Origin of the sequence: Natrinema altunense, assembly GCF_000731985.1 — an archaeon.
In the GTDB taxonomy this organism is placed as follows: Archaea; Halobacteriota; Halobacteria; order Halobacteriales; family Natrialbaceae; genus Natrinema; species Natrinema altunense.
Window position 1 is genome coordinate 810,117 of the sequence record NZ_JNCS01000001.1, and the last position, 20,983, is coordinate 831,099.

Annotated in this window: 24 protein-coding genes; 17 read left to right on the forward strand and 7 right to left on the reverse strand. The window is 68.2% G+C overall.

Annotation, left to right across the window (positions count from 1 at the left end; genetic code table 11):
* Positions 1 to 89: 89 nt before the first annotated feature.
* On the reverse strand, positions 90 to 1,019 hold the full coding sequence (gene ddh, locus ALTAJ2_RS04105) for a D-2-hydroxyacid dehydrogenase (protein WP_007110957.1): 930 nt from the start codon (positions 1,017 to 1,019) through the stop codon (positions 90 to 92).
* Here ddh and ALTAJ2_RS04110 point away from each other — a divergent pair.
* Both ALTAJ2_RS04110 and ALTAJ2_RS04115 read left to right on the forward strand, forming a co-directional pair.
* Positions 1,018 to 1,239: a hypothetical protein gene (locus ALTAJ2_RS04110; protein WP_007110958.1), complete on the forward strand. Its 222-nt coding sequence runs from the start codon at positions 1,018 to 1,020 to the stop codon at positions 1,237 to 1,239. The genes ddh and ALTAJ2_RS04110 overlap by 2 nt on opposite strands.
* 204 nt (positions 1,240 to 1,443) lie before the next feature.
* Positions 1,444 to 2,193, forward strand: coding sequence for a S24/S26 family peptidase (locus ALTAJ2_RS04115; protein WP_007110959.1), 750 nt, complete (start codon positions 1,444 to 1,446; stop codon positions 2,191 to 2,193).
* Between the two features lie 31 nt (positions 2,194 to 2,224).
* On the opposite strand, the gene ALTAJ2_RS04120 is transcribed toward ALTAJ2_RS04115, so the two are convergent.
* Positions 2,225 to 3,640, reverse strand: a complete 1,416-nt coding sequence (locus ALTAJ2_RS04120; protein WP_007110960.1) for an NUDIX domain-containing protein — start codon at positions 3,638 to 3,640, stop codon at positions 2,225 to 2,227.
* On the opposite strand from ALTAJ2_RS04120, the gene ALTAJ2_RS04125 reads away from it, so the two are divergent.
* From ALTAJ2_RS04125 to ALTAJ2_RS04160, 8 genes are all read left to right on the forward strand, one after another.
* A complete protein-coding gene (locus tag ALTAJ2_RS04125; RefSeq protein ID WP_007110961.1) occupies positions 3,639 to 4,139 on the forward strand; it encodes a metallophosphoesterase family protein in 501 nt (166 codons plus the stop codon). The two genes, ALTAJ2_RS04120 and ALTAJ2_RS04125, sit on opposite strands and share 2 nt — an antisense overlap.
* Positions 4,140 to 4,215: 76 nt before the next feature.
* Entirely contained in the window at positions 4,216 to 4,761 is a 546-nt protein-coding gene (locus tag ALTAJ2_RS04130; RefSeq protein ID WP_007110962.1) for a ribbon-helix-helix protein, CopG family, read from the forward strand.
* A gap of 204 nt (positions 4,762 to 4,965) precedes the next feature.
* Positions 4,966 to 6,171: an Nramp family divalent metal transporter gene (locus tag ALTAJ2_RS04135; protein ID WP_007110963.1), complete on the forward strand. Its 1,206-nt coding sequence runs from the start codon at positions 4,966 to 4,968 to the stop codon at positions 6,169 to 6,171.
* A 50-nt stretch (positions 6,172 to 6,221) separates the two neighbouring features.
* Positions 6,222 to 8,258 carry a hydantoinase/oxoprolinase family protein gene (locus ALTAJ2_RS04140; protein WP_007110964.1) on the forward strand — a complete coding sequence of 679 codons (2,037 nt, stop codon included), beginning with the start codon at positions 6,222 to 6,224 and terminating at the stop codon, positions 8,256 to 8,258.
* Complete coding sequence (locus tag ALTAJ2_RS04145) at positions 8,255 to 9,874, forward strand: hydantoinase B/oxoprolinase family protein (protein ID WP_007110965.1); 1,620 nt, start codon at positions 8,255 to 8,257, stop codon at positions 9,872 to 9,874. The genes ALTAJ2_RS04140 and ALTAJ2_RS04145 overlap by 4 nt, the downstream gene beginning before the upstream one ends.
* Positions 9,867 to 10,595: a maleate cis-trans isomerase family protein gene (locus tag ALTAJ2_RS04150; protein WP_007110966.1), complete on the forward strand. Its 729-nt coding sequence runs from the start codon at positions 9,867 to 9,869 to the stop codon at positions 10,593 to 10,595. Before ALTAJ2_RS04145 ends, ALTAJ2_RS04150 begins: the two co-directional genes overlap by 8 nt.
* 126 nt (positions 10,596 to 10,721) lie before the next feature.
* Entirely contained in the window at positions 10,722 to 11,492 is a 771-nt protein-coding gene (locus ALTAJ2_RS04155; protein WP_007110967.1) for a coenzyme F420-0:L-glutamate ligase, read from the forward strand.
* Positions 11,489 to 12,505 carry a 5,10-methylenetetrahydromethanopterin reductase gene (locus ALTAJ2_RS04160; protein WP_007110968.1) on the forward strand — a complete coding sequence of 339 codons (1,017 nt, stop codon included), beginning with the start codon at positions 11,489 to 11,491 and terminating at the stop codon, positions 12,503 to 12,505. The genes ALTAJ2_RS04155 and ALTAJ2_RS04160 overlap by 4 nt, the downstream gene beginning before the upstream one ends.
* Before the next feature lie 20 nt (positions 12,506 to 12,525).
* On the opposite strand, the gene ALTAJ2_RS04165 is transcribed toward ALTAJ2_RS04160, so the two are convergent.
* A complete protein-coding gene (locus ALTAJ2_RS04165) occupies positions 12,526 to 12,720 on the reverse strand; it encodes a hypothetical protein (protein ID WP_007110969.1) in 195 nt (64 codons plus the stop codon).
* Between the two features lie 84 nt (positions 12,721 to 12,804).
* On the opposite strand from ALTAJ2_RS04165, the gene ALTAJ2_RS04170 reads away from it, so the two are divergent.
* From ALTAJ2_RS04170 to yciH, 6 genes are all read left to right on the forward strand, one after another.
* The gene (locus tag ALTAJ2_RS04170) at positions 12,805 to 13,098 is read left to right on the forward strand and encodes a DUF7573 domain-containing protein (protein ID WP_007110970.1); all 294 of its coding nucleotides are present in this window, start codon (positions 12,805 to 12,807) and stop codon (positions 13,096 to 13,098) included.
* A 101-nt stretch (positions 13,099 to 13,199) separates the two neighbouring features.
* A complete protein-coding gene (locus tag ALTAJ2_RS04175) occupies positions 13,200 to 13,394 on the forward strand; it encodes a cold-shock protein (RefSeq protein WP_006183681.1) in 195 nt (64 codons plus the stop codon).
* A gap of 252 nt (positions 13,395 to 13,646) precedes the next feature.
* Positions 13,647 to 14,624 carry an AAA family ATPase gene (locus tag ALTAJ2_RS04180; protein ID WP_007110971.1) on the forward strand — a complete coding sequence of 326 codons (978 nt, stop codon included), beginning with the start codon at positions 13,647 to 13,649 and terminating at the stop codon, positions 14,622 to 14,624.
* Complete coding sequence (locus tag ALTAJ2_RS04185) at positions 14,621 to 15,697, forward strand: DUF58 domain-containing protein (protein WP_007110972.1); 1,077 nt, start codon at positions 14,621 to 14,623, stop codon at positions 15,695 to 15,697. The genes ALTAJ2_RS04180 and ALTAJ2_RS04185 overlap by 4 nt, the downstream gene beginning before the upstream one ends.
* On the forward strand, positions 15,694 to 17,994 hold the full coding sequence (locus ALTAJ2_RS04190) for a transglutaminase TgpA family protein (protein WP_007110973.1): 2,301 nt from the start codon (positions 15,694 to 15,696) through the stop codon (positions 17,992 to 17,994). Before ALTAJ2_RS04185 ends, ALTAJ2_RS04190 begins: the two co-directional genes overlap by 4 nt.
* A gap of 163 nt (positions 17,995 to 18,157) precedes the next feature.
* A complete protein-coding gene (gene yciH / locus ALTAJ2_RS04195) occupies positions 18,158 to 18,451 on the forward strand; it encodes a stress response translation initiation inhibitor YciH (RefSeq protein ID WP_006183677.1) in 294 nt (97 codons plus the stop codon).
* A gap of 138 nt (positions 18,452 to 18,589) precedes the next feature.
* Here yciH and ALTAJ2_RS04200 read toward each other — a convergent pair whose 3' ends face one another.
* Positions 18,590 to 18,955, reverse strand: coding sequence for a rhodanese-like domain-containing protein (locus tag ALTAJ2_RS04200; protein WP_007110974.1), 366 nt, complete (start codon positions 18,953 to 18,955; stop codon positions 18,590 to 18,592).
* A 156-nt stretch (positions 18,956 to 19,111) separates the two neighbouring features.
* Here ALTAJ2_RS04200 and ALTAJ2_RS04205 point away from each other — a divergent pair, with 156 nt between their 5' ends.
* Positions 19,112 to 19,363 (forward strand): PLDc N-terminal domain-containing protein, encoded by a 252-nt coding sequence (locus tag ALTAJ2_RS04205; RefSeq protein ID WP_049901078.1) that lies wholly within the window; start codon positions 19,112 to 19,114, stop codon positions 19,361 to 19,363.
* A 44-nt stretch (positions 19,364 to 19,407) separates the two neighbouring features.
* Here ALTAJ2_RS04205 and ALTAJ2_RS04210 read toward each other — a convergent pair whose 3' ends face one another.
* The 3 genes from ALTAJ2_RS04210 to ALTAJ2_RS04220 form a co-directional block, all read right to left on the reverse strand.
* Positions 19,408 to 19,989, reverse strand: coding sequence for an NUDIX hydrolase (locus tag ALTAJ2_RS04210; protein ID WP_007110976.1), 582 nt, complete (start codon positions 19,987 to 19,989; stop codon positions 19,408 to 19,410).
* 89 nt (positions 19,990 to 20,078) lie between these two features.
* The gene (locus ALTAJ2_RS04215; protein WP_007110977.1) at positions 20,079 to 20,498 is read right to left on the reverse strand and encodes a DUF5809 family protein; all 420 of its coding nucleotides are present in this window, start codon (positions 20,496 to 20,498) and stop codon (positions 20,079 to 20,081) included.
* A gap of 25 nt (positions 20,499 to 20,523) precedes the next feature.
* Positions 20,524 to 20,982 carry a DUF5810 domain-containing protein gene (locus ALTAJ2_RS04220; RefSeq protein ID WP_007110978.1) on the reverse strand — a complete coding sequence of 153 codons (459 nt, stop codon included), beginning with the start codon at positions 20,980 to 20,982 and terminating at the stop codon, positions 20,524 to 20,526.
* Position 20,983 lies beyond the last annotated feature (1 nt).

Below are 20,983 nucleotides of genomic sequence, written 5' to 3' on the forward strand. Positions count from 1 at the left end.
GGTACTCGAGTCGTGCGCCCGGCCGACGTACGTTCTGTCCGATATCTGTACTCACTCGAGGGCCGCACCACCTCGAGTCGACCCCACGATCAGACCACGCGATTGTGGAATTCCCCGCCGTCCGCGAGTCGGTCGACGTTCTCCAGGACGAGATCCCCGACGTCACGGACGTAGTCCCGCGTGTACGCGGCGCAATGGGGCGAGATGATCACCTCGTCGAGCCCCCACAGCGGCGAGTCCTCGGGGAGGGGTTCCGTCTCGAAAACGTCCAGCGCGGCTCCCGCGAGGGTGTCCGCCTCGAGCGCGTCGATCAGGGCCGGTTCGTCCACGACCGAGCCACGGGCGACGTTCACGAAGTAGGCGTCGTCACGCATGGCGTCGAACGCCGCGGCGTCGAAGAGGTGGCGCGTCGCGTCGGTCAGCGGCACGGTGACGATCACGAACTCGGCGTCGGCGATCGCCTCGAGCAGCCGATCGGTCGTGTAGATCTCGTCGAATCCGGGGACCGGCTCGTCGGAGCGACGGACGCCCCGCACCCCGAGACCGAGGCCGCCGAGTGTCTCCGCGACGCCGCGTCCGAGGGTACCGGTGCCGACGACGCAGGCCGTCGAGTCGGACAGCGTGAAGGCGGCGTCCCAGTCGGGGCGTTCCCACCGGCGTTCCTGCTGGTTCGCGACGTGGTCGTGCAGCCGACGGGCGAACATGAGGAGATACCCCGCGACCGTCTCGCCGACCGTCCGGTCGTGAATGCCCGTGCTGTTCGTGAGAATCACGTCGTTCGTCTCGAACTCGTCGAACGGGAACCGATCGACGCCCGCCTGGATCGAATGTACCCAGTCCACCTCGAGAAAGGCCTCGCGGTGTTCGAGGGTGACGATTGCGTCACAGGAAGGAATGCCGTCATCATCGACGACCGATATCTCGGCCGGCAGGGCGGCGAGATCGTCCGCAAGTTCCGCCGGCGGAAAGACCGCTTCGACTGACTCGTGGATTCCGAGTCGCTCGAGTTCGATTCCCATGGACGTCGGTACGCACGAACCGGGGTTGAAATTTGCCGTTCGAACCGAACTCGGAGTCCGTGGTCCGGGGCCGATCGAGAACGGCGACTCCGCGTCGGTGATCGCGGCCGCGACGGTCCCACCGTACCGAGCGACGGAGCAACGCGGCGGCTACAGGGTGGCGCGGCTCCGGATGGAAAACGACGGTGGCTCGGTGAAAGAGTTCATCACACGGGGCTAAGCGGGGGTAACTCTCGTCATCGCCACCGTGATACAGTATGCGCGACTCACGCAAAAACCCCACGAACCGGCCGCCGATCTCACCGTTCACGGGTGAACGCGTGGCGAATAGGCATACTTTTTATCCCATTGACACGCATGAATTCATGTGAATGGATTCAGTACGTAACCACGAGACCTGCTCGAACGGCGGCCCGGGCGGACGATGACGGACGCCAGCGCCGACGGCCCATCGGACGGTTCCGACCGCACCGAGACCGCCGCTCGAGCGGATGCGGACGACGAGACCGGGTTCGCTCGCCGGCTATTGGACAGTGACGACGAGACCGTCGTCCTCGTCAGGGACATCGCGACCGTGGTCGCGGTCGTCGCGATCATCTGTCTGGGTCTCTTCGCGGTCAGCGGCGTCTGGCCGCCGTTCGTCGCCGTCGAAAGCGGGAGCATGGAGCCGAACATGCACAAAGGAGACATGATCGGTCTCGTCCAGGCGGACCGGTTCGCCGGCGACGACGCGGTCGCGGGGACGGGACTCGTAACCGCCGAACGCGGCCGAGCGACCGGTCACGAGCAGTTCGGGCACGCCGGCGACGTGATCGTGTACACGCCGAACGGCGATCCGGCGACGACGCCGATCATCCATCGCGTCCGCTTCTGGGTCGAGGCGGGCGACAACTGGGTCGCGGACGCCGATCCAGCCTACACGGACGATCGCTCCTGTGCGGAGATCCGCTCCTGTCCGGCACCCCACGACGGGTTCATCACGAAAGGGGACGCGAACGCCGACTACGATCAACTCGACGGAAAGCCGAAGACGACCGTCGTACGGCCCGACTGGATCGTGGGCAAAGCGGTGGTCAGGATTCCCTGGCTCGGCACGCTCCGTCTCCTGTTCGAGTCGATCGTCGGCGTCGGCACCGTCGGCGTCGGCCTCCTCGCGACCACGGCGTCGGAGTGAGCGGCCGATGAGGACGGCGCGACGCGGGGCCTCACGGCGACCGCCACGTCTCGAGTTCGCGGACCTCCTCGGCGACGGCCGCGATATCGTCGGGGGCGAGCGCCCCTCGCTCGGTCACGATTTCGTCGATGCAGTCGGCGGGCGTCACGTCGAAGGTCGGGTTCAGCACGTCGATCGGCGCGTCACCGTCGTACACCGCGGACCGTGCGCCGGACTCGAGGTTCACGTCCTCCCGGGTCGAGACCTTGTCCGTCGCCGCGACGACGGATACCGGAATCCCCTCGTGGTCGGCGGCGATGGCGAGCGCTCGTGTCCCTGCCTTGTTCACGACTGAGCCATCGGGACGGACGGTATCCGCGCCGACCACCACTCGACTGATAGCGTCGCGTGCGAGCACGTGCGCGGCCGCCGCGTCGGTGTGGACCGTTACGGTGCTGGCGGTCGTCTCGGCCAGGCGTTCCGCGACGGCGACGCCCTCGCAAGCGGGTCGCGACTCGGCGACGAATACCCGCGACGGCTCGGCCGTCTCGAGCGCCTCAAGCACGGTACCCGAGCGCGAGAGGGTCGCGACGGTGCCGTCGAGGCGGTCACTCGCGGTCGCCGCGGCGTCGGCGTCGGCGGACAGCGCGCGGTCGATGTTCGACAGCGCCGACTCGAGGACGGCCGGCGCACCGGCCCGCCCGGCCTCCCGGGCCCGATCGTCGGCGTCGGCCATCGTCCGGTTGACCCGGTTCCGGAGGACGGCCATCGACGGCCGGACCTCGAGCAGCCGATCGGCGAGGGCGGCGAGTTCGTCCCACTCCGCCGCCGGATCGGCTTCGGAGTCGGATCGGTCGGCGACGATCACCCCCGCCCGATCGCGCAACACCTCGAGCGCGCGCACGGAGAGGGACGCGGCCCCGTGGTCGTCGTCGGCCGCGATCGAGCGGACGGTCGGGGCGACGCGGTCGTAGGCGGTCCACAGTTCGGGCACCGTCTCGCGGTCGTCCCCGACCGACTCGAGGAGTTCGGTGGGGGCGACCCACTCGGCGGCGTCGTGTTCCTCGCTCAGTTCGATCTCGCGGGTCTCACAGTCGAAGAGGTACGGGTGGACGACCCACGCGCGCTCGAGGGCCGGGTCCACGAATTCGACCGGCCGTCCGGCACGGACCAGCGAGACGGCGGCGGCCTCGAGACCGGTTTCCTCGCGAATCTCGGCGCGAACCTGTTCGTCCGGTCGGCCTTCTGCGAAGCCGGAAACCCCGCCCCACTGGCCCTCGTAGGTGCCGACCGCATCGCTGCGGCGCAACAGCAATACCTCGCCGCGGGAGCGGAGGAACGCGGTGACGACGTGGCTCGCGCTCGCCTCGTCGTGTCCGTCGTGAGCCGTCGGTGAGTCGCTCATACGCGAGGCCACGACCCCTCGCAGGGAATCGCTTTCGGGACTGGCCGCCGTACGCTCGACCATGCAACGGATCGCGATCATTGCCGATACGCACGTTCCGTCCCGGGAACGCGACGTTCCCGACTGGGTCGTCGCGGAACTCCGGGCGGCCGACCGGACGATACACGCGGGGGATTTCGACTCCCGGCGAGCCCACGACCGGATCGATGCGCTGGCGAACGGGGCGCTAACTGCCGTCCGCGGCAACACGGACCCGCCGACGATCGACGTTCCACACACCGCGACGCTCGAGGCGGGCGGCGTGACGTTCGTCGTGACCCACGGCTCCGGGTCGCCGACGGGATGGCACGAGCGGGTCGCGGAGACCGCTCGCTCCGAAGCGCCCGCCGACGAGCCGATCGCCGTCGGGGGCCACATCCACGACGTCGTCGACACGACCGTCAAAGGGATTCGGGTACTCAACCCCGGGAGCGCGACCGGCGCGGCTCCGGCCGACCGCGCGACGATGTACGTCGCGACCGTCGATGACGGGACGCTGACCGTCGAACTACGTACCGGGTAAGCTCCCGATCGACGACCGGCCACGTCCCTGCCCCGAGTGCGTGAACTATACCCGTCTCGGGAACCCTCGTCAAAGCATGACACAGCGTGTAACGGTATCGCTCGACGACGACTCTGCGGCGGCCCTCGAGACGCTGGTCGCCGAGACGGACAACGGACAGAGTACGGTCGTCCGCCACGCACTCACCTTCTACGCGGCGAACTTCGAAGCGGCAAACGAGCGGCCGAGCGGGAATCTCGAGCGATACTATCGGATGCTCTCCTCGGGGGAGCACGTCCTGCTCGACGTCGACTTCCTACACGCCTTCCTCGAGTACTGTTATGCCGGCGGCGATCCCGATCCGGAGTTCGTCGAGGCGACCGACTGCGTCGCCGACTACCATGCCCGGGAGTACGGGGCCCGGTTCGACGAGGTCGGCGACCTCCTCGAGTGGCTCGCCTTCTGTGGGTTCCTCGACGTCCGCGAGGAAGGCGAGGGGGTCTATCACCTCGTCTTCCCCTCGGAAGCCGTTCGCTGGTTTATGACCCGGTTCATCGAACGGAGCACCGTCGAGTTGCCGACGGAGATCGACCTCGACGGCGGCGTCTCGAAAGTGATCGTCACCGAACGGCCGGCCGAGTAACGGACGCTCGAACCGACCGCCGCTCGAGGACCGACGAGACGGACTGGCCGCGGGCGGCGGAGAGGAGCCGAACCGTGGTGTTCATACTGATTCATACGATTTCATATGATGATCGTCGCCTTTCGAGTCGTGGAATCTGCCGTATGTCCGGATCTTAACAACGCTTTTGGGGCCATCGGAGAGTGGGGTATGTGAGTATACATCATGGGAGTGATTGACCGACTGAAGGCGATCGGACCGGGCGCGCTCGTCGCAGCGGCGTTCATCGGTCCGGGAACGGTAACGACCGCGAGCGTGATCGGTGCCGAGTACGCGTACCTGCTCGTGTGGACCATCGCGTTCTCGATCCTGGCGACGATCGTCCTCCAGGAGATGAGCGCGCGGCTCGGACTGATCACACAGGAGGGTCTGGGCGAGGCGTTTCGCGACGAGTTCGACAATCCGGTGCCGCAGGCGATTACCGTCACGCTCGTCGTGAGCGCGATCGGTATCGGGACGGCGGCGTTCCAGACGGGCAACATCGTCGGCGGCGCTGCCGGCCTGTCGACGATCACCGGCATCAGCGAGAACGTCTGGGGACCGGTCATCGGGCTCGTCGCCGCCGGACTGCTGTGGACGGGGAACTACAAACTGATCGAGCGGGTCTTCGTCGGCCTCGTCGGCATCATGGGGACGGCGTTCCTGCTCAACGCGCTCATGGTCCGACCCGATCTCGGCTCGCTGACCGGCGGGCTCGTCCCGACCGTTCCCGAGGGGTCGGCGTACCTCATCGCCGGCCTCGTCGGGACGACCGTCGTCGGCTACAACCTGTTCCTCCACGCGAGCACGGTCCAGGAGCGATGGGACGGCCCCGAGGACCTCGCCGAGTGTCGCGCGGATACGATCGGGATGATCGTCGTCGGCGGGATCATCACGACGGCGATCGTCGTCACGGCCGCCGCAGTGTTCCCCGCGGGGACCGAGATCGACAACGTCGGCGAGATGGCCGACCAGCTCGAGCCGGTCTTCGGCGGCTACGCGCTCACGTTCTTCGCGATCGGCCTCTTCGCGGCCGGCTTCACGAGCGCCATGAGCGCGCCGCTGGCCGGTGCCTACGCCACCGCCGGCGCGCTGGGCTGGGAACGGGACCTGACCTCAACCCGGTTCCGAGCGATCTGGATGACGATCCTCGGCGTCGGCATCGTCTTCTCGGCGCTCGACTACAATCCCGTGCAGGTGATCGTCTTCGCACAGGTCGCCAACGGCCTCCTGTTGCCGATCCTGGCGGTCTTCCTCATCTACGCGATGAACAACCGCGACCTGCTGGGCGAGTACACGAACACCACCCTCCAGAACGTGCTCGGCGGGATCGTCACGCTCGTCGTGGTCGGTATCGGCCTGCGAACGCTCTACGACGTACTCGTCCTCTGACAGTCCCCCACATGACAGATTCAAACCAACCCGATACGAATGCGGACGCGATGACCAGCGACGATCGAACGGCCGCGAACGGTGCCACGCGCATCGGCGTCGACGTCGGCGGGACCTTCACCGACGTGGCGCTCTCGATCGACGACCGCCTCGTCACCGCGAAGGTCCCCTCGACCGATCCCCAACACGTCGGCGTTCTCGAGGGCATCGACAAGGCCTGTGACCGCGCCGACATCGACCCCGGCGAGATCGACGGCTTCGCCCACGCGATGACCGTCTCGGTCAACGCCCTCCTCGAGCGCGGCGGCGCGACGACGGCGCTCGTGACGACCGCGGGGTTCCGGGACGTCCTCGAGATCGGCCGGCAGGACCGGCCCGATCTGTACGATCTCGAGGCTGCAAAACCCGAACCGCTGGTGCCTCGAGACCGGCGGCTCGAGGTCGACGAGCGGACGACGACCGAGGGCGTCGAGCGCTCGGTCGACGAGCGCGAGGTCCGCGACCTGGCGGCGACGCTGCGCGAGCGCGATGTCGAGGCGGTCGCGGTCTGTCTGCTGCACGCCTACGCCGACCCCGAAAACGAGCGCGTCGTCGCCGAGACGTTGCGCGAGGAACTCGCGGTTCCCGTCTCCGCCTCCCACGAGGTCCTCGCGGAGTTCCGCGAGTTCGAGCGGACCTCGACGACCGCCGTCGACGCCTACGTCCGTCCGGCGATCGACCGCTACGTCGGACGGCTGGTCGACGAAGCCGACGCCGCCGGGATACCGGCCCCGCGGATCATGCAGGCCAACGGCGGGATCGCCGACCCCGAGACGGTGCGGGACCACGCCGTGACGACGACGCTATCGGGACCCGCGGCGGGCGTCGTCGGTGCCGCGGCGACCGTCGACGACGCCGACGTCGAGGGCCTGGTCACCTTCGACATGGGCGGCACCTCGAGCGACGTGAGCCTCGTCCGGGACGGCCGGGCCGAGCGGACGACCGACGCGGAGATCGACGGCTTACCGATCCGGACGCCGATGGTCGACGTGAACACGGTCGGCGCGGGCGGGGGCTCGATCGCGTGGGTCGATTCGGGCGGCGCGCTCCGGGTCGGTCCGGAGTCGTCGGGCGCGGACCCCGGACCCGCCTGCTACGGTCGCGGCGGGACGCGGCCGACGGTCACCGACGCCAACGTCGTGCTTGGCTACATCGGCCCCGAGACGGCGCTGGGTGGTGAGATGACCCTCGACGTCGCGGCGGCCCGCGAGGCGCTCGAGCGACTGGCCGACGAGGCTGGACTGGACGGCGCGCTCGAGGCGGCCCGCGGGGTCTACCGCGTCGCGAACGCGACGATGACGCGGACGATCCGGTCGGTCACCGTCGAGCGCGGGCACGACCCCCGCGAGTTCGCGCTCGTGGCCTTCGGCGGCGCGGGCCCGATGCACGCCGCGGCGCTGGCCGACTCGCTGTCGGTCGACCGGGTCGTCGTCCCGCGACCGAGCGGGGTCCTCTCCGCGTACGGGCTGCTCGCGGCCGACGAGAGCTACGACGCCGTTCGAACGGTCGGCGTGGGACTCGAGGGAGCGGCTCCCGCCGACCTCGAAGCCGTCTACGACGACCTCGTGGCCGACGTACTCGCGGACGCGTCCGATCCGGACGCGGCGCGGATCGAGCGCGCGGCCGACTGCCGGTACGCGGGCCAGAGCTTCGAGTTGACCGTCGCCGTCGGCGACGAGTTCGACGCGGCGGCGGTCGCCGATCGCTTCCACGACGCCCACGAACGGACCTACGGCTACGCGATGGACGAATCGATCGAGGTCGTCAATCTCCGCGCGACGGCGACCGTCCCCGGATCGGAGCCGACCATCCGCCACGAGGGGGGCGGCGACGCACGAATCGGGACCCGCGAGGCGCACTTCCCCGGCAGCGGCGCGGGGGACGCGGCCGTCTACGACCGGGATCGGCTTCCGGCGGGCGCGTCCGTCGCGGGGCCGGCGATCCTCGAGCAGGCCGAGAGCACGACCGTCGTGCCGCCGAACTGGGCGGGGCGGATTCTGGCGGACGGCACGCTCGTCATGACGCGAACGGAGGGAGACGAACGATGACACCGAACGGAACCGCGGAGACGGCCGACGGCATCGATCCAGTGACCCTGGAAGTACTGCGCAACCAACTCGAGAGCGTCGCCGAGGAGATGGGACAGACCCTGATCCGCGGCGCGTACTCGCCGAACATCAAGGAGCGGCGGGACTGCTCGACGGCGCTGTTCGACGCCGCGGGGCGGATGGTCGCCCAGGCCGAACACATCCCGGTCCACCTCGGTGCGATGCCCGCGGCGGTCGACGCGGTCCGCGAGCACGATCCGAAGCCGGGCGACGTGTTCCTGCTCAACGATCCCTTCACCGGCGGCACGCACCTCCCGGACGTGACGATGGTCTCGCCGATCGCACCCGGTCGAGGCGGTACCGAGGACGAAACTGGCGATAGGGAGATCGTCGGCTACGCGGTGTCTCGAGCCCACCACGCCGACGTCGGCGGCATGACTCCCGGGAGTATGCCCGCCGGCGCACAGGAGATCTATCAGGAAGGGCTGCGACTCCCGCCGACCCGGCTCGTCGACGGCGGTGACCTTCAGGGGGACGTCCGCTCGCTCGTCCTCGCCAACGTTCGCAACCCCGGCGAGCGGCGGGCCGATCTCCGCGCACAGCAGGCGGCGAACGAACGCGCCGAGGAACGCCTCGCCGATCTGTTCGACGAACACGGTCGCGAGACCGTCCTCTCCGGGTTCGACGCCGTGATCGACTACTCCCGCGAGCGGATCGCCGAGGAAATCGCGGCGCTGCCTGACGGGGTCTACGAGGCGACGGACGTCCTCGAGGGCGACGGCGTCACCGACGCGGATATCGAAATCGCGGTTCGGGTGACGGTCGACGGCGAGACGATCGACGTGGACTTCGACGGCACCGCCGCGCAGGTCGCGGGGAACCTCAACGCGCCGCTTGCGGTCGCGACGAGCGCCGTCTACTTCGTCGTTCGCTGTATCACCGATCCCGAGATTCCGCCGAACCACGGCTGCTACGAGCCGGTACGCGTCCGCGCGCCCGAGGGTACGCTGTTGAATCCGAACCCCCCCGCCGCCGTGGTCGGCGGCAACGTCGAGACCAGTCAACGAGTCACCGACGTGGTCTTTACCGCGCTCGCCGGAGCCGCGCCAGACCGCGTGCCGGCGCAGGGACAGGGGACGATGAACAACCTGACCATCGGCGCACGGGACGGTTCCTTCACCTACTACGAGACCATCGGTGGCGGCTTCGGCGCGCGTGCGAACCGCGACGGCATGGACGGCGTGCAGGTCGGGATGACCAACACACTCAACACGCCCGTCGAATCCCTCGAGACTGAGTACCCGCTGCGGGTCGACCGCTACGCGCTCCGCGAGGGGAGCGGCGGTCGCGGCCGCCATCGGGGCGGCCTCGGCCTCGAGCGAACGGTGACCGTCGAGGAACCGGCGACGGTGTCGCTGCTGACCGAGCGCCGCCGCCACGCGCCGACCGGCGTGGCGGGCGGCGAGGACGGCGCGACCGGCGAAAACCTGATCGACGGCGAATCGGTGCCCGCGAAGACGACGGTCGACGTCGACGCGGGGACGACCGTCACCGTGCGGACTCCCGGCGGCGGCGGCCACGGCGATCCGGCCGACCGTGCCGAAAGCGATGACTGATCCCGACGATCAACAGGGACGAGTGGGACTGATCGTCCCCTCCTCGAACACGACGGCCGAACCGGAGTTTCGGGCGTTCCTCCCCGACGGGATCACCGTCCACGGTGCGCGGATGTCCCTCGAGTCGGTCACCGTCTCCGCCCTCGACGCGATGAGCGACGACGCGGCCCGTGCCGCCGAGTTGCTCGGTCACGCCGACATCGACGCGGTCGCCTACGTCTGTACGACCGGGAGCCTGCTGCACGGTCCCGGGTTCGACGCCGAACTCGAGGGCCGGCTACGGGAGGCAGCCGGCGTTCCCGCGGTCGCGACGGCCCGCTCGGTCGTCCGCGCGCTCGAGGCGCTCGAAGCCGACCGGATCGCGGTCGCGACGCCGTACACTGCCGACCTCGACGAGCGGGAGCGGAGCTTCCTCGAAGCCGCGGGCGTCACAGTCGCGTCGATCGATGGCCGCGGACTCGCAGCGAACACGGCCATCGGCGCGCTGACACCCACAGATGCCGCCCGGCAGGTGCTCGGGGTCGTCGCCGGCGACGATCTCGACGCCGTCTTCGTCTCCTGTACGAACTACCGATCGCTGGCCGCGGTCGACGACCTCGAGTCGCGGCTGGGGGTTCCGGTGATCACGAGCAACGGCGCGACGCTGTGGGATGTCTGCGGAGCGGTCGGGCTCGAGGACGAACTCGACGGCCCAGGAACGCTGTTTGATCACGAACGATAGCCCCTGTGCCGGGGTGTGATCGATCTCCGATCTCCGTCGACACTCGAGTCCCGATCGACCGTCACCGTCACTGGCCGAAGTCTCCGGTGACGGTGCCCTTTTGACGCCGCTGCCCCACCCACCGGTATGGAACTCAACGGCGTGGCGGACCTGCCCGAAATCCGCCCCGGCGACGACATCGCCGCCCTCGTCGCGGATCGGGCCGCCCTCGAGCCCGGCGACGTGCTCACGGTCGCGAGTACGATCGTCTCGAAGGCGGAAGGCCGGACGGCGGATCTCGAGGACTACCCCGTTAGCGGACGGGCACGAGAGATCGCCGACCGGCTCGAGTCGGTTGCAGGTGAGGAGAAGGATCCCCGGTTCGCGCAGGCGATCATCGAGGAGAGTTCGGAGCTGCTGATCGACTGTCCGTTCCTGCTGGCGGAGACGCGGTTCGGGCACATCTGCCCGAACGCGGGGATCGACCGCTCGAACGTGCCCGATCACGACCTCCTGTTGCTGCCGGAGCGGCCGACGGAGAGCGCCGAACGGATTCGATCGGGGCTCGCAGAGCGCGGTATCGAAGACGTCGCGGTGATCGTGACCGACACCTGCGGACGGCCGTTCCGGCACGGGCAGACCGGCGTCGCGATCGGGTGGGCGGGCATGCCCGCGAGCCGGGACTGGCGCGGCGAGCGGGACCGCGACGGCCACGAACTCGGCGTCACCGTCCAGTCGGTCGTCGACGAACTCGCCGCCGCCGCGAACCTCGTGACCGGCGAGGGGGCCGGCGGAACGCCCGCCGTCGTCGTCCGGGACTGGGACTTCGGCACTCACGAGGGCAGCGACGAGCTGTTCCGCTCGGTCGAAGACGATCTGGTTCGGCAAGCGTTGCGAACGTGGAGGGCCGACGGATGACGAGCAAGAATCGAGCGGCGGGAGACGCCACCCTCGGTATCGAACTCACGCCCGAGCATCCGCCCGAGCGGGTAGCCGATCTGGCCGCCCTCGCCGAAGAGGAAGGGTTCGACATCGCGTTCGCGAGTAGCCACTATTTCAATCGCGACCCGTTCGTCGTGCTGTCTCGGATGGCCGACGCCACCGACGGGATTCGGTTGGGGCCGGGCGTCGTCAACCCCTACGAAACCCATCCGGTGAAACTCGCAGCGCAGACGGCGACGATCGACGAACTCAGCGACGGCCGCGGCGTCTTCGGCGTCGGTGCCGGCGACCGCTCCTCGCTGTCGAATCTCGGGATCGAGCGCGACAGCCCGCTTCGGCGCGTCCTCGAGACGTTCGACCTCGCCCGGGAGCTCTGGGCCGGCGAGACGGTCACCCACGAGGGAACGTTCACCGCGCGGGACGCGGCGCTGAACCTCGAGCCGGTTTCGGAAATCCCGGTCTACGTCGGCGCGCAGGGGCCACACATGTTGCGAATGAGCGCGAAACACGCCGACGGCGTGCTGATAAACGCCGCCCATCCGCGGGACCTCGAGTGGGCCGCGGGTCAGATCGAGCAGGGGCTGGCCGAGCGACCCGACGCGGACGGCGCGTTCGAGTCGTTGGCCTTCGCGAGCGTCAGCGTGGCCGGCGACGAGAGCGAAGCCCGAAAGGCGGCGCGGCCGCCCGTCGCTTTCATCGTCGGCGGGGCCGCCGAGCCGGTCCTCGAGCGCCACGACATCGACCGGGAGGCGGCGAGTGCGGTAAGCGCGGCGCTCGAGCGGGGGGACCTCCCCGAGGCCTTCGGTCGCGTCACGCCCGCGATGATCGACGCCTTCTGTATCGCCGGGACGACGGAGACCGTCGCGGCTCGGTTCGAGGCAGCGCTTGCCCACGTCGATGGGATCGTCGTGGGATCGCCGCTGGGGCCGGATCTCGAGGACGCGATACCACGAGCGAGCGAGGCGTTCGCTCGCGCGACCGAAGCCTGACCGAAACGCGGATCGACCGATCAGTTCGAGGTAAAGAGGTTTCCGACGGCACCGAGGGTGAGAACGCCGAAGACGCCCATCGAGAAGGCGACGAGGAGCGCGCCGACCAGAATCAAAAGCGGCGCGGCTCCCGCGCCCATCGCGACGTCAGTGAAGATGCTAACCATTTCAGTGACATTGTCCACGACGAGGTTCAACGGTGTGATGGTGTCCATATGCGGGGGTTGTTACCGGTGCTACTTGGCCGTGCCGGTCCCGAATGAGTGGGGATTAAGCCGTCGCCGGTCGTAGCCGGACCCGTGACGGACGACGCGAGGCTCTCGGAGTTCGCTACCGAGACCGACGATGAGGACCCCACGAGGGCGGCACGGACGGACGACGACTCGTCCGCGGCCGCCGAGGTGTCGCCCGCGGACGGTGCTGCCATCGCGCGGACGGACGAAACCGACGACGAGACGGCGTCGCCGTCCGGCGAAACCGCGCGGTCGACGTACGCGTGGGGTGAGTACACCTGCAACCGGTGCGGGGAATCGACCGATCGCGTCTGGCGTGGCGATGGCTCGCTGGTCTGTCCGGAGTGTAAGGACTGGTAATCGGATCGGCGATCGATGCGGGTCCCAACGTGTTTCCGGCGGGATGCTTGCGAGCGCACTCCCGAAGCTTTATATTTTCGTCGCGGCTTTGTTGAGACGCAATGGCGAAAGGTACGGTCGACTTCTTCAACGACACTGGCGGCTATGGATTCATCGAGACTGACGACGCGGACGAGGACGTGTTCTTCCACATGGAGGACATCGGCGGTCCGGACCTAGAGGAGGGTCAGGAAGTCGAGTTCGACATCGAGGAGGCCGAGAAGGGCCCGCGAGCGACGAACCTCGAGCGAGTCTAAGCTGTTCCGAAGGTGGTATCGTTTTCTGATTACTTCGCTGGTAGCAGCGGCACTGTCGTGTCGAACGCGTGTTCTTGGTGGATACGGCGACTCGAGACGGGGGAGCGAGCGCCGAGGGTTCCAGTCCGTGCAGTGTGCGCCGACACGTCTCGTGGCACTAATGTTCCAGATGACACAAAACATATGTTCGGGACCACCTGATGACGTAGTAATGAACGGTTCGCCCGGGTCCCCACCGGCCGTTGCGAGACTATGACTGATGCCAACCCGACACCGGAACGGAGTACCGACTCGCCGGCCGACGGTGCCCTCCGGATTTCGACCGTCGAACGGCTGTGCGAAGAGATCGAGACGAACGTCTCGAGCGTGATCGTCGGTCACGACGAAGTGATCGAGCACGTCATCACCGCCGTTCTCGGGCGTGGTCACGTCCTCCTCGACGACGTGCCCGGCGTCGGGAAGACCATGCTGGCCCGCTCGATCGCGACCTCCGTCGATTGTACGTTCAGCCGCGTCCAGTTTACCCCGGATCTCCTCCCGAGCGACGTCACCGGCGTGAACGTCTTCAATCAGAAGACCCGCGAATTCGAGTTCCAGTCCGGCCCCGTCTTCGGCAATATCGTGTTGGGCGACGAGATCAACCGCGCCCCGCCGAAGACACAGGCGGCGCTGCTCGAGGCCATGGAGGAAGAGCAGGTCACCACCGACGGGACGACGCGCGACCTCCCGACACCATTTACCGTGATCGCGACCCAGAACGCCGTCGAGCCGAACCGGACCTACGACCTGCCCTTCGCCGAGGTCGATCGCTTCATGAAGAAACTCCATCTTGGCTACCCCACCCCCGACGAGGAGGCCGAACTGCTCGGCCGGACGGTCGGCGACCATCCCATCGACTCCCTCGAAGCGGTCACCGACCGCGAGACCCTCGTCGCCGCCCGGGAGACCGTCTCGACGGTGCAGGTTGCGGCTCCCGTCCGAACGTACGCGGCGCGGCTCGCAGCCTACACCCGCGAACACGCCCACATCGGCGTCAGCCCCCGTGGAACGATTTCGCTGCTCCGGGCGGCTCAGGCCCGCGCCGTCACGAACGGCCGGGACTACGCGATTCCGGACGACGTTCAGATCGAAGCGCCGGTCGTACTGAGCCATCGGATCAAGACGGACGGTCGCGACCGCGACGGCACCGCGGTCGTCGAGGACGCACTCGAGCGCGTGCCCGTCGAATGAGGCTCACCCGTCGCGGTTGGACCGTCGTCGCCGTCGTGCTCGCGGCTGTCGTGCTGAGCTGGCGGTTCGGCCCGCGAGCACTGAACGCCGTCGTCGTCCCGCTCGTCGTCGCGTTGCTGGCCGGCGTGGTCACGGTCGGTCGCACCGACCGACCGCACGTCGTCCGTCGCCCCGTCGCGGAGGGGTTCATCGGCGAACAACGAACAGTCGAGGTCACGATCGAAGCCGACGGGACCGCCGCGGCGACCGTCCGCGATGTCGTCGGCAACGGGCTCTCGGCGACCACCGCTCCGCGTGCGGACACGACCCTCGCGGGCGAGGAGACGATCAGCTACGACGTGCGACTCGAGGCACGGGGCGAACACCGGATCGGGCCGCTCTCGATCGCCGTCAGCGATATGGTCGGCCTCGTCGAGCGACGGTTCGAGTACGAGGAGACGACGCCAGTCGTCGTCTATCCACGTGTTCGGGACCTGGGCGGCGGACCCGCGGTCGATATACGGACGCTCGCCAGCGTCGCGGACCGGCACGTCGACGAGGAGTTCGACCACCTCCGGGAGTACCACCGGGGGGATCCGCTTCGCGACGTCCACTGGAAGACCGCGGCCAAGCAACCCGACGACGAGTTGGTCGTGGCGGAGTACGCGACCGACGGGGACGCCGGGACCGTCACCGTCGCCGCCGAGTGTCTGACCGGCAACGACGACGAGATGGCGTCGGCCGCCGCCACCGTCGCAACTTTCCTCCTCGAGCAGGGCGCGACGGTAGCGGTCACGGTCCCGGACGGAACGCGACCGCCGGGCTCGGGGAACGCACACCACCGTGACATACTACAGCTACTGGCCGTCGCCGAGCCCGGCGAACTCGCGGACCGAACCCGGCGGGACGCGGACGTGCTGGTCCGAACCGACGGCGACGGGACGACGGTCGTCGTCGATGACCGCGAAATTCCGTTCGCCCGGCTCCGTGGCCGCGACCGAGCGGACGGCGGGAGACGAAACAACCGGCACCGAACCGCAAACGACGGCCGACGCGATCGCGAGACCGACGGGCAGCCGGGGGTGACCGCATGAGTACGGAATCGTCCAGCCACACCGGACAGCGAACGGAATCGGTGGGACCCGATCGGCTCGTCGGGACCGACGGCGTCCGACTCCTCGCGCTCGCCTGCGTACTCGTCCTGACGGGGTCGTACGTCGCCGTGCTGTACGACATCACGCAGGTCGTCGGCGGCAGCCGCTCGCTGTTCGCACTCGTCGGGCTCATGCTGCTCGCGGCGACGGTACTCGCCCGCGTGATCCGCCCTCGAACCGCGGGGGTGCTGGCGCTGTCGGCGGCCGGAGTCGGGTTCGCCTACTATCTCACGTCGGCGGGCGTCGAACTCGGCGTCGTCTTCTCGAGCACCGACGCGCTCCTGTCCGACACCGTCGCGCTGGCGACCGGTCTGCCGCTGCTCCGGATGGTGCAGGCCGGCATCTGGACGCTCGGGTTCGCGCCCGCGCCCGTCTTCCTCTCGTGGTATCTCGCCGTCCGTGGGCGGTACGGACTCGGCGTCGTTCCCGGCGGGGCCGCGCTCGGCTTCCTCGTCCTGACCGGCGATGCGGGGACGATCGTCACGCTGACCGGCATCCTCGCCGCCATCGGTGCCATCGCCTTCGGCGACCTCGAGCGGCGGGGCGGATCGATCGGGCAAGCGGACCTGCTCGCAGTCCTGTTCGCGGTGACGATCGTACTTTCGCTGTCGGTGACGGTCGTCCCCGGCCAGCCGACCGGACCGACACATCTCGTTCAGGGCGAACCCGGCACGCTCGAGGCGACGATCGACTCCGCACCCGAGCGCTCGGGGATCTCGGGCCAGGTAGACCTCTCGCCGGAAGTGCGGTTCACCGTCGAAGCCGATCGGGGAACCTACTGGCGCACCGGGGTTTACGATCGATTTACCGGCGACGAGTGGATTCGGACCGGCCAGAGCCACCAGTACGACGGCCGGCTCTCGAACCCGCCCGGGACCTACGACACCGTCGAGCAGACGGTTACCGCCGAAACGAGACTCGGTATCATGCCCGTCACACCGCAGCCGTTGTCCGTCGACGGCGACGTGACCCGAGACACGACCGTCTCGAGACACGGCCAACCGCGGCCCGAATCGCCTCTCGAACAGGGGGACAGCTACACGGTCGAGAGCGCGATCATCGACTCGAGCCCGGCCGAACTCCGGACCGCAGGGACGGACTACCCCGACGAGATTACCGAGCGCTACCTCCAGATGCCGGAAGACTCCTCGAGCGAGTTCGCCGATCGGACCGCCGAAATCACGGCCGGCACCGATACCCCGTACGAGACGGCGACCGAGATCGAGCGCCACCTCCGCACCTCGAAGGACTACTCGCTCGAGGTCTCACAGCCCGCCGGCAACGTCGCCGAGGAGTTCCTGCTGGGGATGGACGAGGGGTACTGCGTTTACTTCGCGACGACGATGACGCAGATGCTTCGCGAGGAGGGGATTCCGGCCCGCTACGTCACTGGCTACACGACCGGCCAGCAGATCGGCGACGACGAGTACGTCGTCCGCGGACTCGACGCCCACTCCTGGGTCGAGGTCTACTTCCCCGACCACGGCTGGGTCAAGTTCGACCCGACGCCGGGTGGCGGGCGCGCCGATGTCCACACCGACCGCCTCCAAGAGGCGCGGGCGAACGGCAACGAGGCGGCGGACACCGAGGACAGCGAGGACGTCCCGATCGACGACGGGGACGGGAGCGATTCGCCCGACTCCGATCCCGCCGGTCCGGACGACCCACCGTCCGATCCGACCCCGCCGGACGAAACGGAGCCCGACAACGGATCGACCGACGACCCGGATTCTAACGGCACGGACAACGGGACCGACCCGACCGACGCCGGCGATCCCGCGGTCGGCGGGACGAGCGATACCGACGAGACGCTTTCCGAACGCCTCGTCACCGTCGTCCGGGAGACGGGTGCGATCGGGCTCGTCCTCCTCGTCGGGCTCGCCGCGGGCGCACGCCGAACCGGCGCGGCGACGCGCCTCCGTCGGGGGATCGGGCGCTACTGGCACGGGTTCCGGGCGGACCCCGACCGCGACGCCGAACGCGCCTTCGACCGACTCGAGGGGCTCCTCGCGCGCCGGTACCGGCCGCGCCGTCCATCGGAATCGGCCCGCGCGTACGTAACATCCCTCCCGACGACCGACGCGGACGGGTTCGATTCACGGGTCTGGCGCGTCCTCGAGTACTACGAACGGGCGACGTACGGCGACGGCGTCAGCCGCTCCGAGGCCGACGAGGCGATCGCGATCGTCGACGACCTCGCCCGCAATCAGTTACCGATCGTCGGTCGCCTTCGCTGACGCTGCGGTCGGCCCCGAGCGAAGCGGATCGATCACCGGCTGTTCGCATTCGTTCAGTCACACCGTTGGGACTGATCATCCCGCTGACCACTCAAAAAGAACCACGCGAGGGCATTCGGGTCCCGATAGTGTTTAATATGCCCGTTTCATAGCTACGAACGTAATGTCGGAAGTCTGCTCGACGTGCGGGCTGCCCCAAGAACTCTGCGTCTGCGAGGACGTGGCCAAGGGCCAACAGCAACTCAACATCCGCATTGACGAGCGCAGATACGGAAAAGAGGTAACGATCGTCGAAGGATTCGATCCGAAGGACGTCGATCTGGACAGTCTCTCGTCGGATCTCAAGTCCAAATTCGCCTGCGGCGGGACTGTCGAGGACGACCAGATCGAACTCCAAGGGAACCACACCGGCCGCATCGAAGAGTTCCTTCGGGACCGCGGCTTCAACGTCGCCTAATGCCCGCGATGCTCTGAGACGACTTCCGAACCCACGACCGCGTCGCGTTTTTCGATCCGTTTTTTCGACCGTCGACCCTCTAGTCGTATCGCCGTCCCCCCGAGACACCGTCTTCGAGCGATTGGGGCCGCGAGCGGGTCAGAGCGGCGACTCGCGGTCGGCCGATTCGTCCTCGCTGTCCGCCTCGCGAACGAGCCCGAACTTCATCCCGTACTTGTCGAGGCCCCCCGCCATGCTCTCGACGCGCGCGTCGGCAGTCCCCTCGTAGGAACCGATGAGCTGTGCGGCCTGGACGCTCGCCTTGCCGTGGGGACAGACGGTGACGATGTGGTCTTCCCCCTCGAGTTCGTCGACGCGGTCCGTGAGTTCGTGGAAGGGAATGTTCTCGCTGCCGGGAATGTGGCTGTGCTCGAAGTTCCGCTCGTCCCGGATGTCGACGATGCGAACGTCCGCATCGGCCTCGAGGAGTTCCTTGACCTCGTCCGTGGAGATTTCGCCGTCCATTACCGTGCGGTTGCGCGTCGACGCGAATAAGAACAGGGGTTCGGGGCCGGGAGCTGGATCAGCGGCGATTCGCTCGTAACCCGGGCTCGATCGATAGAGCAGTACTGGATGGTCAGAACGGAAAACATATACGTGGGTTGTCGTAATTTCCCGGTAATGGTCCCACTGACTGCCCGCTTCCCGATGCAAGCCGCTGGCGGCGGGATACTGCTCGTCGTCCTACTGCTATTCGTCATCCAGATCGGTGCGCTGGTGTGGGTGTACACCGATGCACAAACGAACAGCCCCCATAGCGCGGTGCTCTGGACGCTCGTCGTCTTCTTCGGCGGACTGCTGGGGCTGTTGCTCTATGTCCTCCTTGGAAGAGAAAAGCGGCGGGGACGTTCGAGTCACCAGACACAGTTCTAGAACGGCCGGGCACCGAATCCGCGGCCCCGGTCACCCCACGCCGCTCAGAGCAGGCCGTCTTCCGCCGCGAGCAACAGCCCCGACAGCGTCGCATCGTTCGTCGGCTGCTCGCGAGCGCGCTCGAGCGCCTCGCTCACCGGCACCGTCGTCACCTCGAGGAATTCGTTGCTGTCGAGTTCCCGGTCACCCGGCTCGAGCCCCTCGGCGTAGACGATGGCCCGGTCGTGGCGCAAGACGCCGGTCGCGACCGCGTACTCCTGTAGCAGGGCCGTACTCGACGGTCGGAAGCCGGTCTCCTCCTCGAGTTCGCGCGTTGCCGCCTGCGTATACGACTCGCCGTCCTCGACGATTCCCGCGGGGAGTTCGAGGTGGGTCTCGCGGATCGTCGGCCGGTACTGTTCGACGAACAGGAGCCGATCGTCGGCGGCGGGTTCACCGTCGGCCACATCCTCGAGCACGCTGCCGTCGATCCGCGCGACCACGACGACCGCGGCCGGCAGTTCCGCCCAGAAATAGCGCTTCTCCGTTCCGTCGGGCTGTTCGAGCAGGTCGTAGCCGCCGTCGTACCAGCCCGTCTCGTACTCGGTCCGTTCCTCGAGCAAGTCCCACTCGTCGGGTGCAGTCATCGCGTCCTACTGTGGGCTCGACGCGGTAATAGGTAGCCGTTTGCCCGACGCTCGTGTCGGCACCGCTCGCTCGAGCGAGTCGGGTGCCGTTACGAACGATCGACGAGGTCACGATACAACCGGCCGAACGCCTGTCGGCGAAGCGTCGCCACCGCCGCGTCCTCCTCGTTCTGGAAGGTCGCCGCGACGGCCTCGCCGTCCGGCCCCGCGTGCCAGACGACGCGGTCGACGTCCTCGTGTCCGACCGTCTCTACCGCGCCGTCGTAGGTTTCCCGCCAGTCGTCGAACTCCTCGCGGCTCCCGACCCGTACCTCGAGTAAGTTCGCGAACAGCGCATCTCGAGCCGTCTCGACGACGCCGCCGGTGACGCGTTCGTCGTACTCCTCTCGGTCGAACTCCATTGCCTTCGCGACCTCGCGGACGACCGTCTGGGCTGCCGGACCGACCGACTCGTACTGTGTGCGTGCGTCGTCGACCGACTCGAAGGTGAACGTCCCCACCGTGTGCATACCCGGCTAGTCGGGCGACCGGCAGTTACGCGTTTTCGTTCCCGTCTGGACCGTCGTCCGTCTCCTCGGCGTCGGCGTTCGATGCCGGTTCGTCTCCCTCGTCCGCACGCCCGTCGCTCGCAGCCTGCATTTCGCGAGTGAGCGCCGCGGCCTCCCGGAGGACGCTCTCGGTTTCGGCGGTCATCGACCCGCGGCCGGGCTGGCGGCTCTGCCGGGCGATCCCCTCCTCGAGCGAGTCGGGACGGCCGGGTTCGTGTCCGTGGTCGTGGCCGGAGTCCTCGAACGCGGGCGTCTCGATTTCGGCCGCGTGCGGGCTAACGATCTCGCCGAGTTCCTCGGGACTGCAGTCTCCCCAGTCGGGGGCGTGTTCCTCGAGCCACTCGCGGTGGTCCTCGCGACCGAGCGACGCAGTGATCGCGAGGTGGTTCGCGAGATGAACCGCGTCGGCCTCCTCGGCATCACAGACCGGACAGGCGTATCCCATG

Excerpts from the sequence above, each read along its gene's own strand:
- ALTAJ2_RS04110 (WP_007110958.1), top strand. The coding sequence starts at position 1,018 with ATGGACGTCGGTACGCACGAACCGGGGTTGAAATTTGCCGTTCGAACC.
- ddh (WP_007110957.1), bottom strand. The coding sequence starts at position 1,019 with ATGGGAATCGAACTCGAGCGACTCGGAATCCACGAGTCAGTCGAAGCG.
- ALTAJ2_RS04115 (WP_007110959.1), top strand. The coding sequence starts at position 1,444 with ATGACGGACGCCAGCGCCGACGGCCCATCGGACGGTTCCGACCGCACC.
- ALTAJ2_RS04125 (WP_007110961.1), top strand. The coding sequence starts at position 3,639 with ATGCAACGGATCGCGATCATTGCCGATACGCACGTTCCGTCCCGGGAA.
- ALTAJ2_RS04120 (WP_007110960.1), bottom strand. The coding sequence starts at position 3,640 with ATGGTCGAGCGTACGGCGGCCAGTCCCGAAAGCGATTCCCTGCGAGGG.
- ALTAJ2_RS04130 (WP_007110962.1), top strand. The coding sequence starts at position 4,216 with ATGACACAGCGTGTAACGGTATCGCTCGACGACGACTCTGCGGCGGCC.
- ALTAJ2_RS04135 (WP_007110963.1), top strand. The coding sequence starts at position 4,966 with ATGGGAGTGATTGACCGACTGAAGGCGATCGGACCGGGCGCGCTCGTC.
- ALTAJ2_RS04140 (WP_007110964.1), top strand. The coding sequence starts at position 6,222 with ATGACCAGCGACGATCGAACGGCCGCGAACGGTGCCACGCGCATCGGC.
- ALTAJ2_RS04145 (WP_007110965.1), top strand. The coding sequence starts at position 8,255 with ATGACACCGAACGGAACCGCGGAGACGGCCGACGGCATCGATCCAGTG.
- ALTAJ2_RS04150 (WP_007110966.1), top strand. The coding sequence starts at position 9,867 with ATGACTGATCCCGACGATCAACAGGGACGAGTGGGACTGATCGTCCCC.
- ALTAJ2_RS04155 (WP_007110967.1), top strand. The coding sequence starts at position 10,722 with ATGGAACTCAACGGCGTGGCGGACCTGCCCGAAATCCGCCCCGGCGAC.
- ALTAJ2_RS04160 (WP_007110968.1), top strand. The coding sequence starts at position 11,489 with ATGACGAGCAAGAATCGAGCGGCGGGAGACGCCACCCTCGGTATCGAA.
- ALTAJ2_RS04165 (WP_007110969.1), bottom strand. The coding sequence starts at position 12,720 with ATGGACACCATCACACCGTTGAACCTCGTCGTGGACAATGTCACTGAA.
- ALTAJ2_RS04175 (WP_006183681.1), top strand. The coding sequence starts at position 13,200 with ATGGCGAAAGGTACGGTCGACTTCTTCAACGACACTGGCGGCTATGGA.
- ALTAJ2_RS04180 (WP_007110971.1), top strand. The coding sequence starts at position 13,647 with ATGACTGATGCCAACCCGACACCGGAACGGAGTACCGACTCGCCGGCC.
- ALTAJ2_RS04185 (WP_007110972.1), top strand. The coding sequence starts at position 14,621 with ATGAGGCTCACCCGTCGCGGTTGGACCGTCGTCGCCGTCGTGCTCGCG.
- ALTAJ2_RS04190 (WP_007110973.1), top strand. The coding sequence starts at position 15,694 with ATGAGTACGGAATCGTCCAGCCACACCGGACAGCGAACGGAATCGGTG.
- yciH (WP_006183677.1), top strand. The coding sequence starts at position 18,158 with ATGTCGGAAGTCTGCTCGACGTGCGGGCTGCCCCAAGAACTCTGCGTC.
- ALTAJ2_RS04200 (WP_007110974.1), bottom strand. The coding sequence starts at position 18,955 with ATGGACGGCGAAATCTCCACGGACGAGGTCAAGGAACTCCTCGAGGCC.
- ALTAJ2_RS04205 (WP_049901078.1), top strand. The coding sequence starts at position 19,112 with ATGGTCCCACTGACTGCCCGCTTCCCGATGCAAGCCGCTGGCGGCGGG.
- ALTAJ2_RS04210 (WP_007110976.1), bottom strand. The coding sequence starts at position 19,989 with ATGACTGCACCCGACGAGTGGGACTTGCTCGAGGAACGGACCGAGTAC.
- ALTAJ2_RS04215 (WP_007110977.1), bottom strand. The coding sequence starts at position 20,498 with ATGCACACGGTGGGGACGTTCACCTTCGAGTCGGTCGACGACGCACGC.
- ALTAJ2_RS04220 (WP_007110978.1), bottom strand. The coding sequence starts at position 20,982 with ATGGGATACGCCTGTCCGGTCTGTGATGCCGAGGAGGCCGACGCGGTT.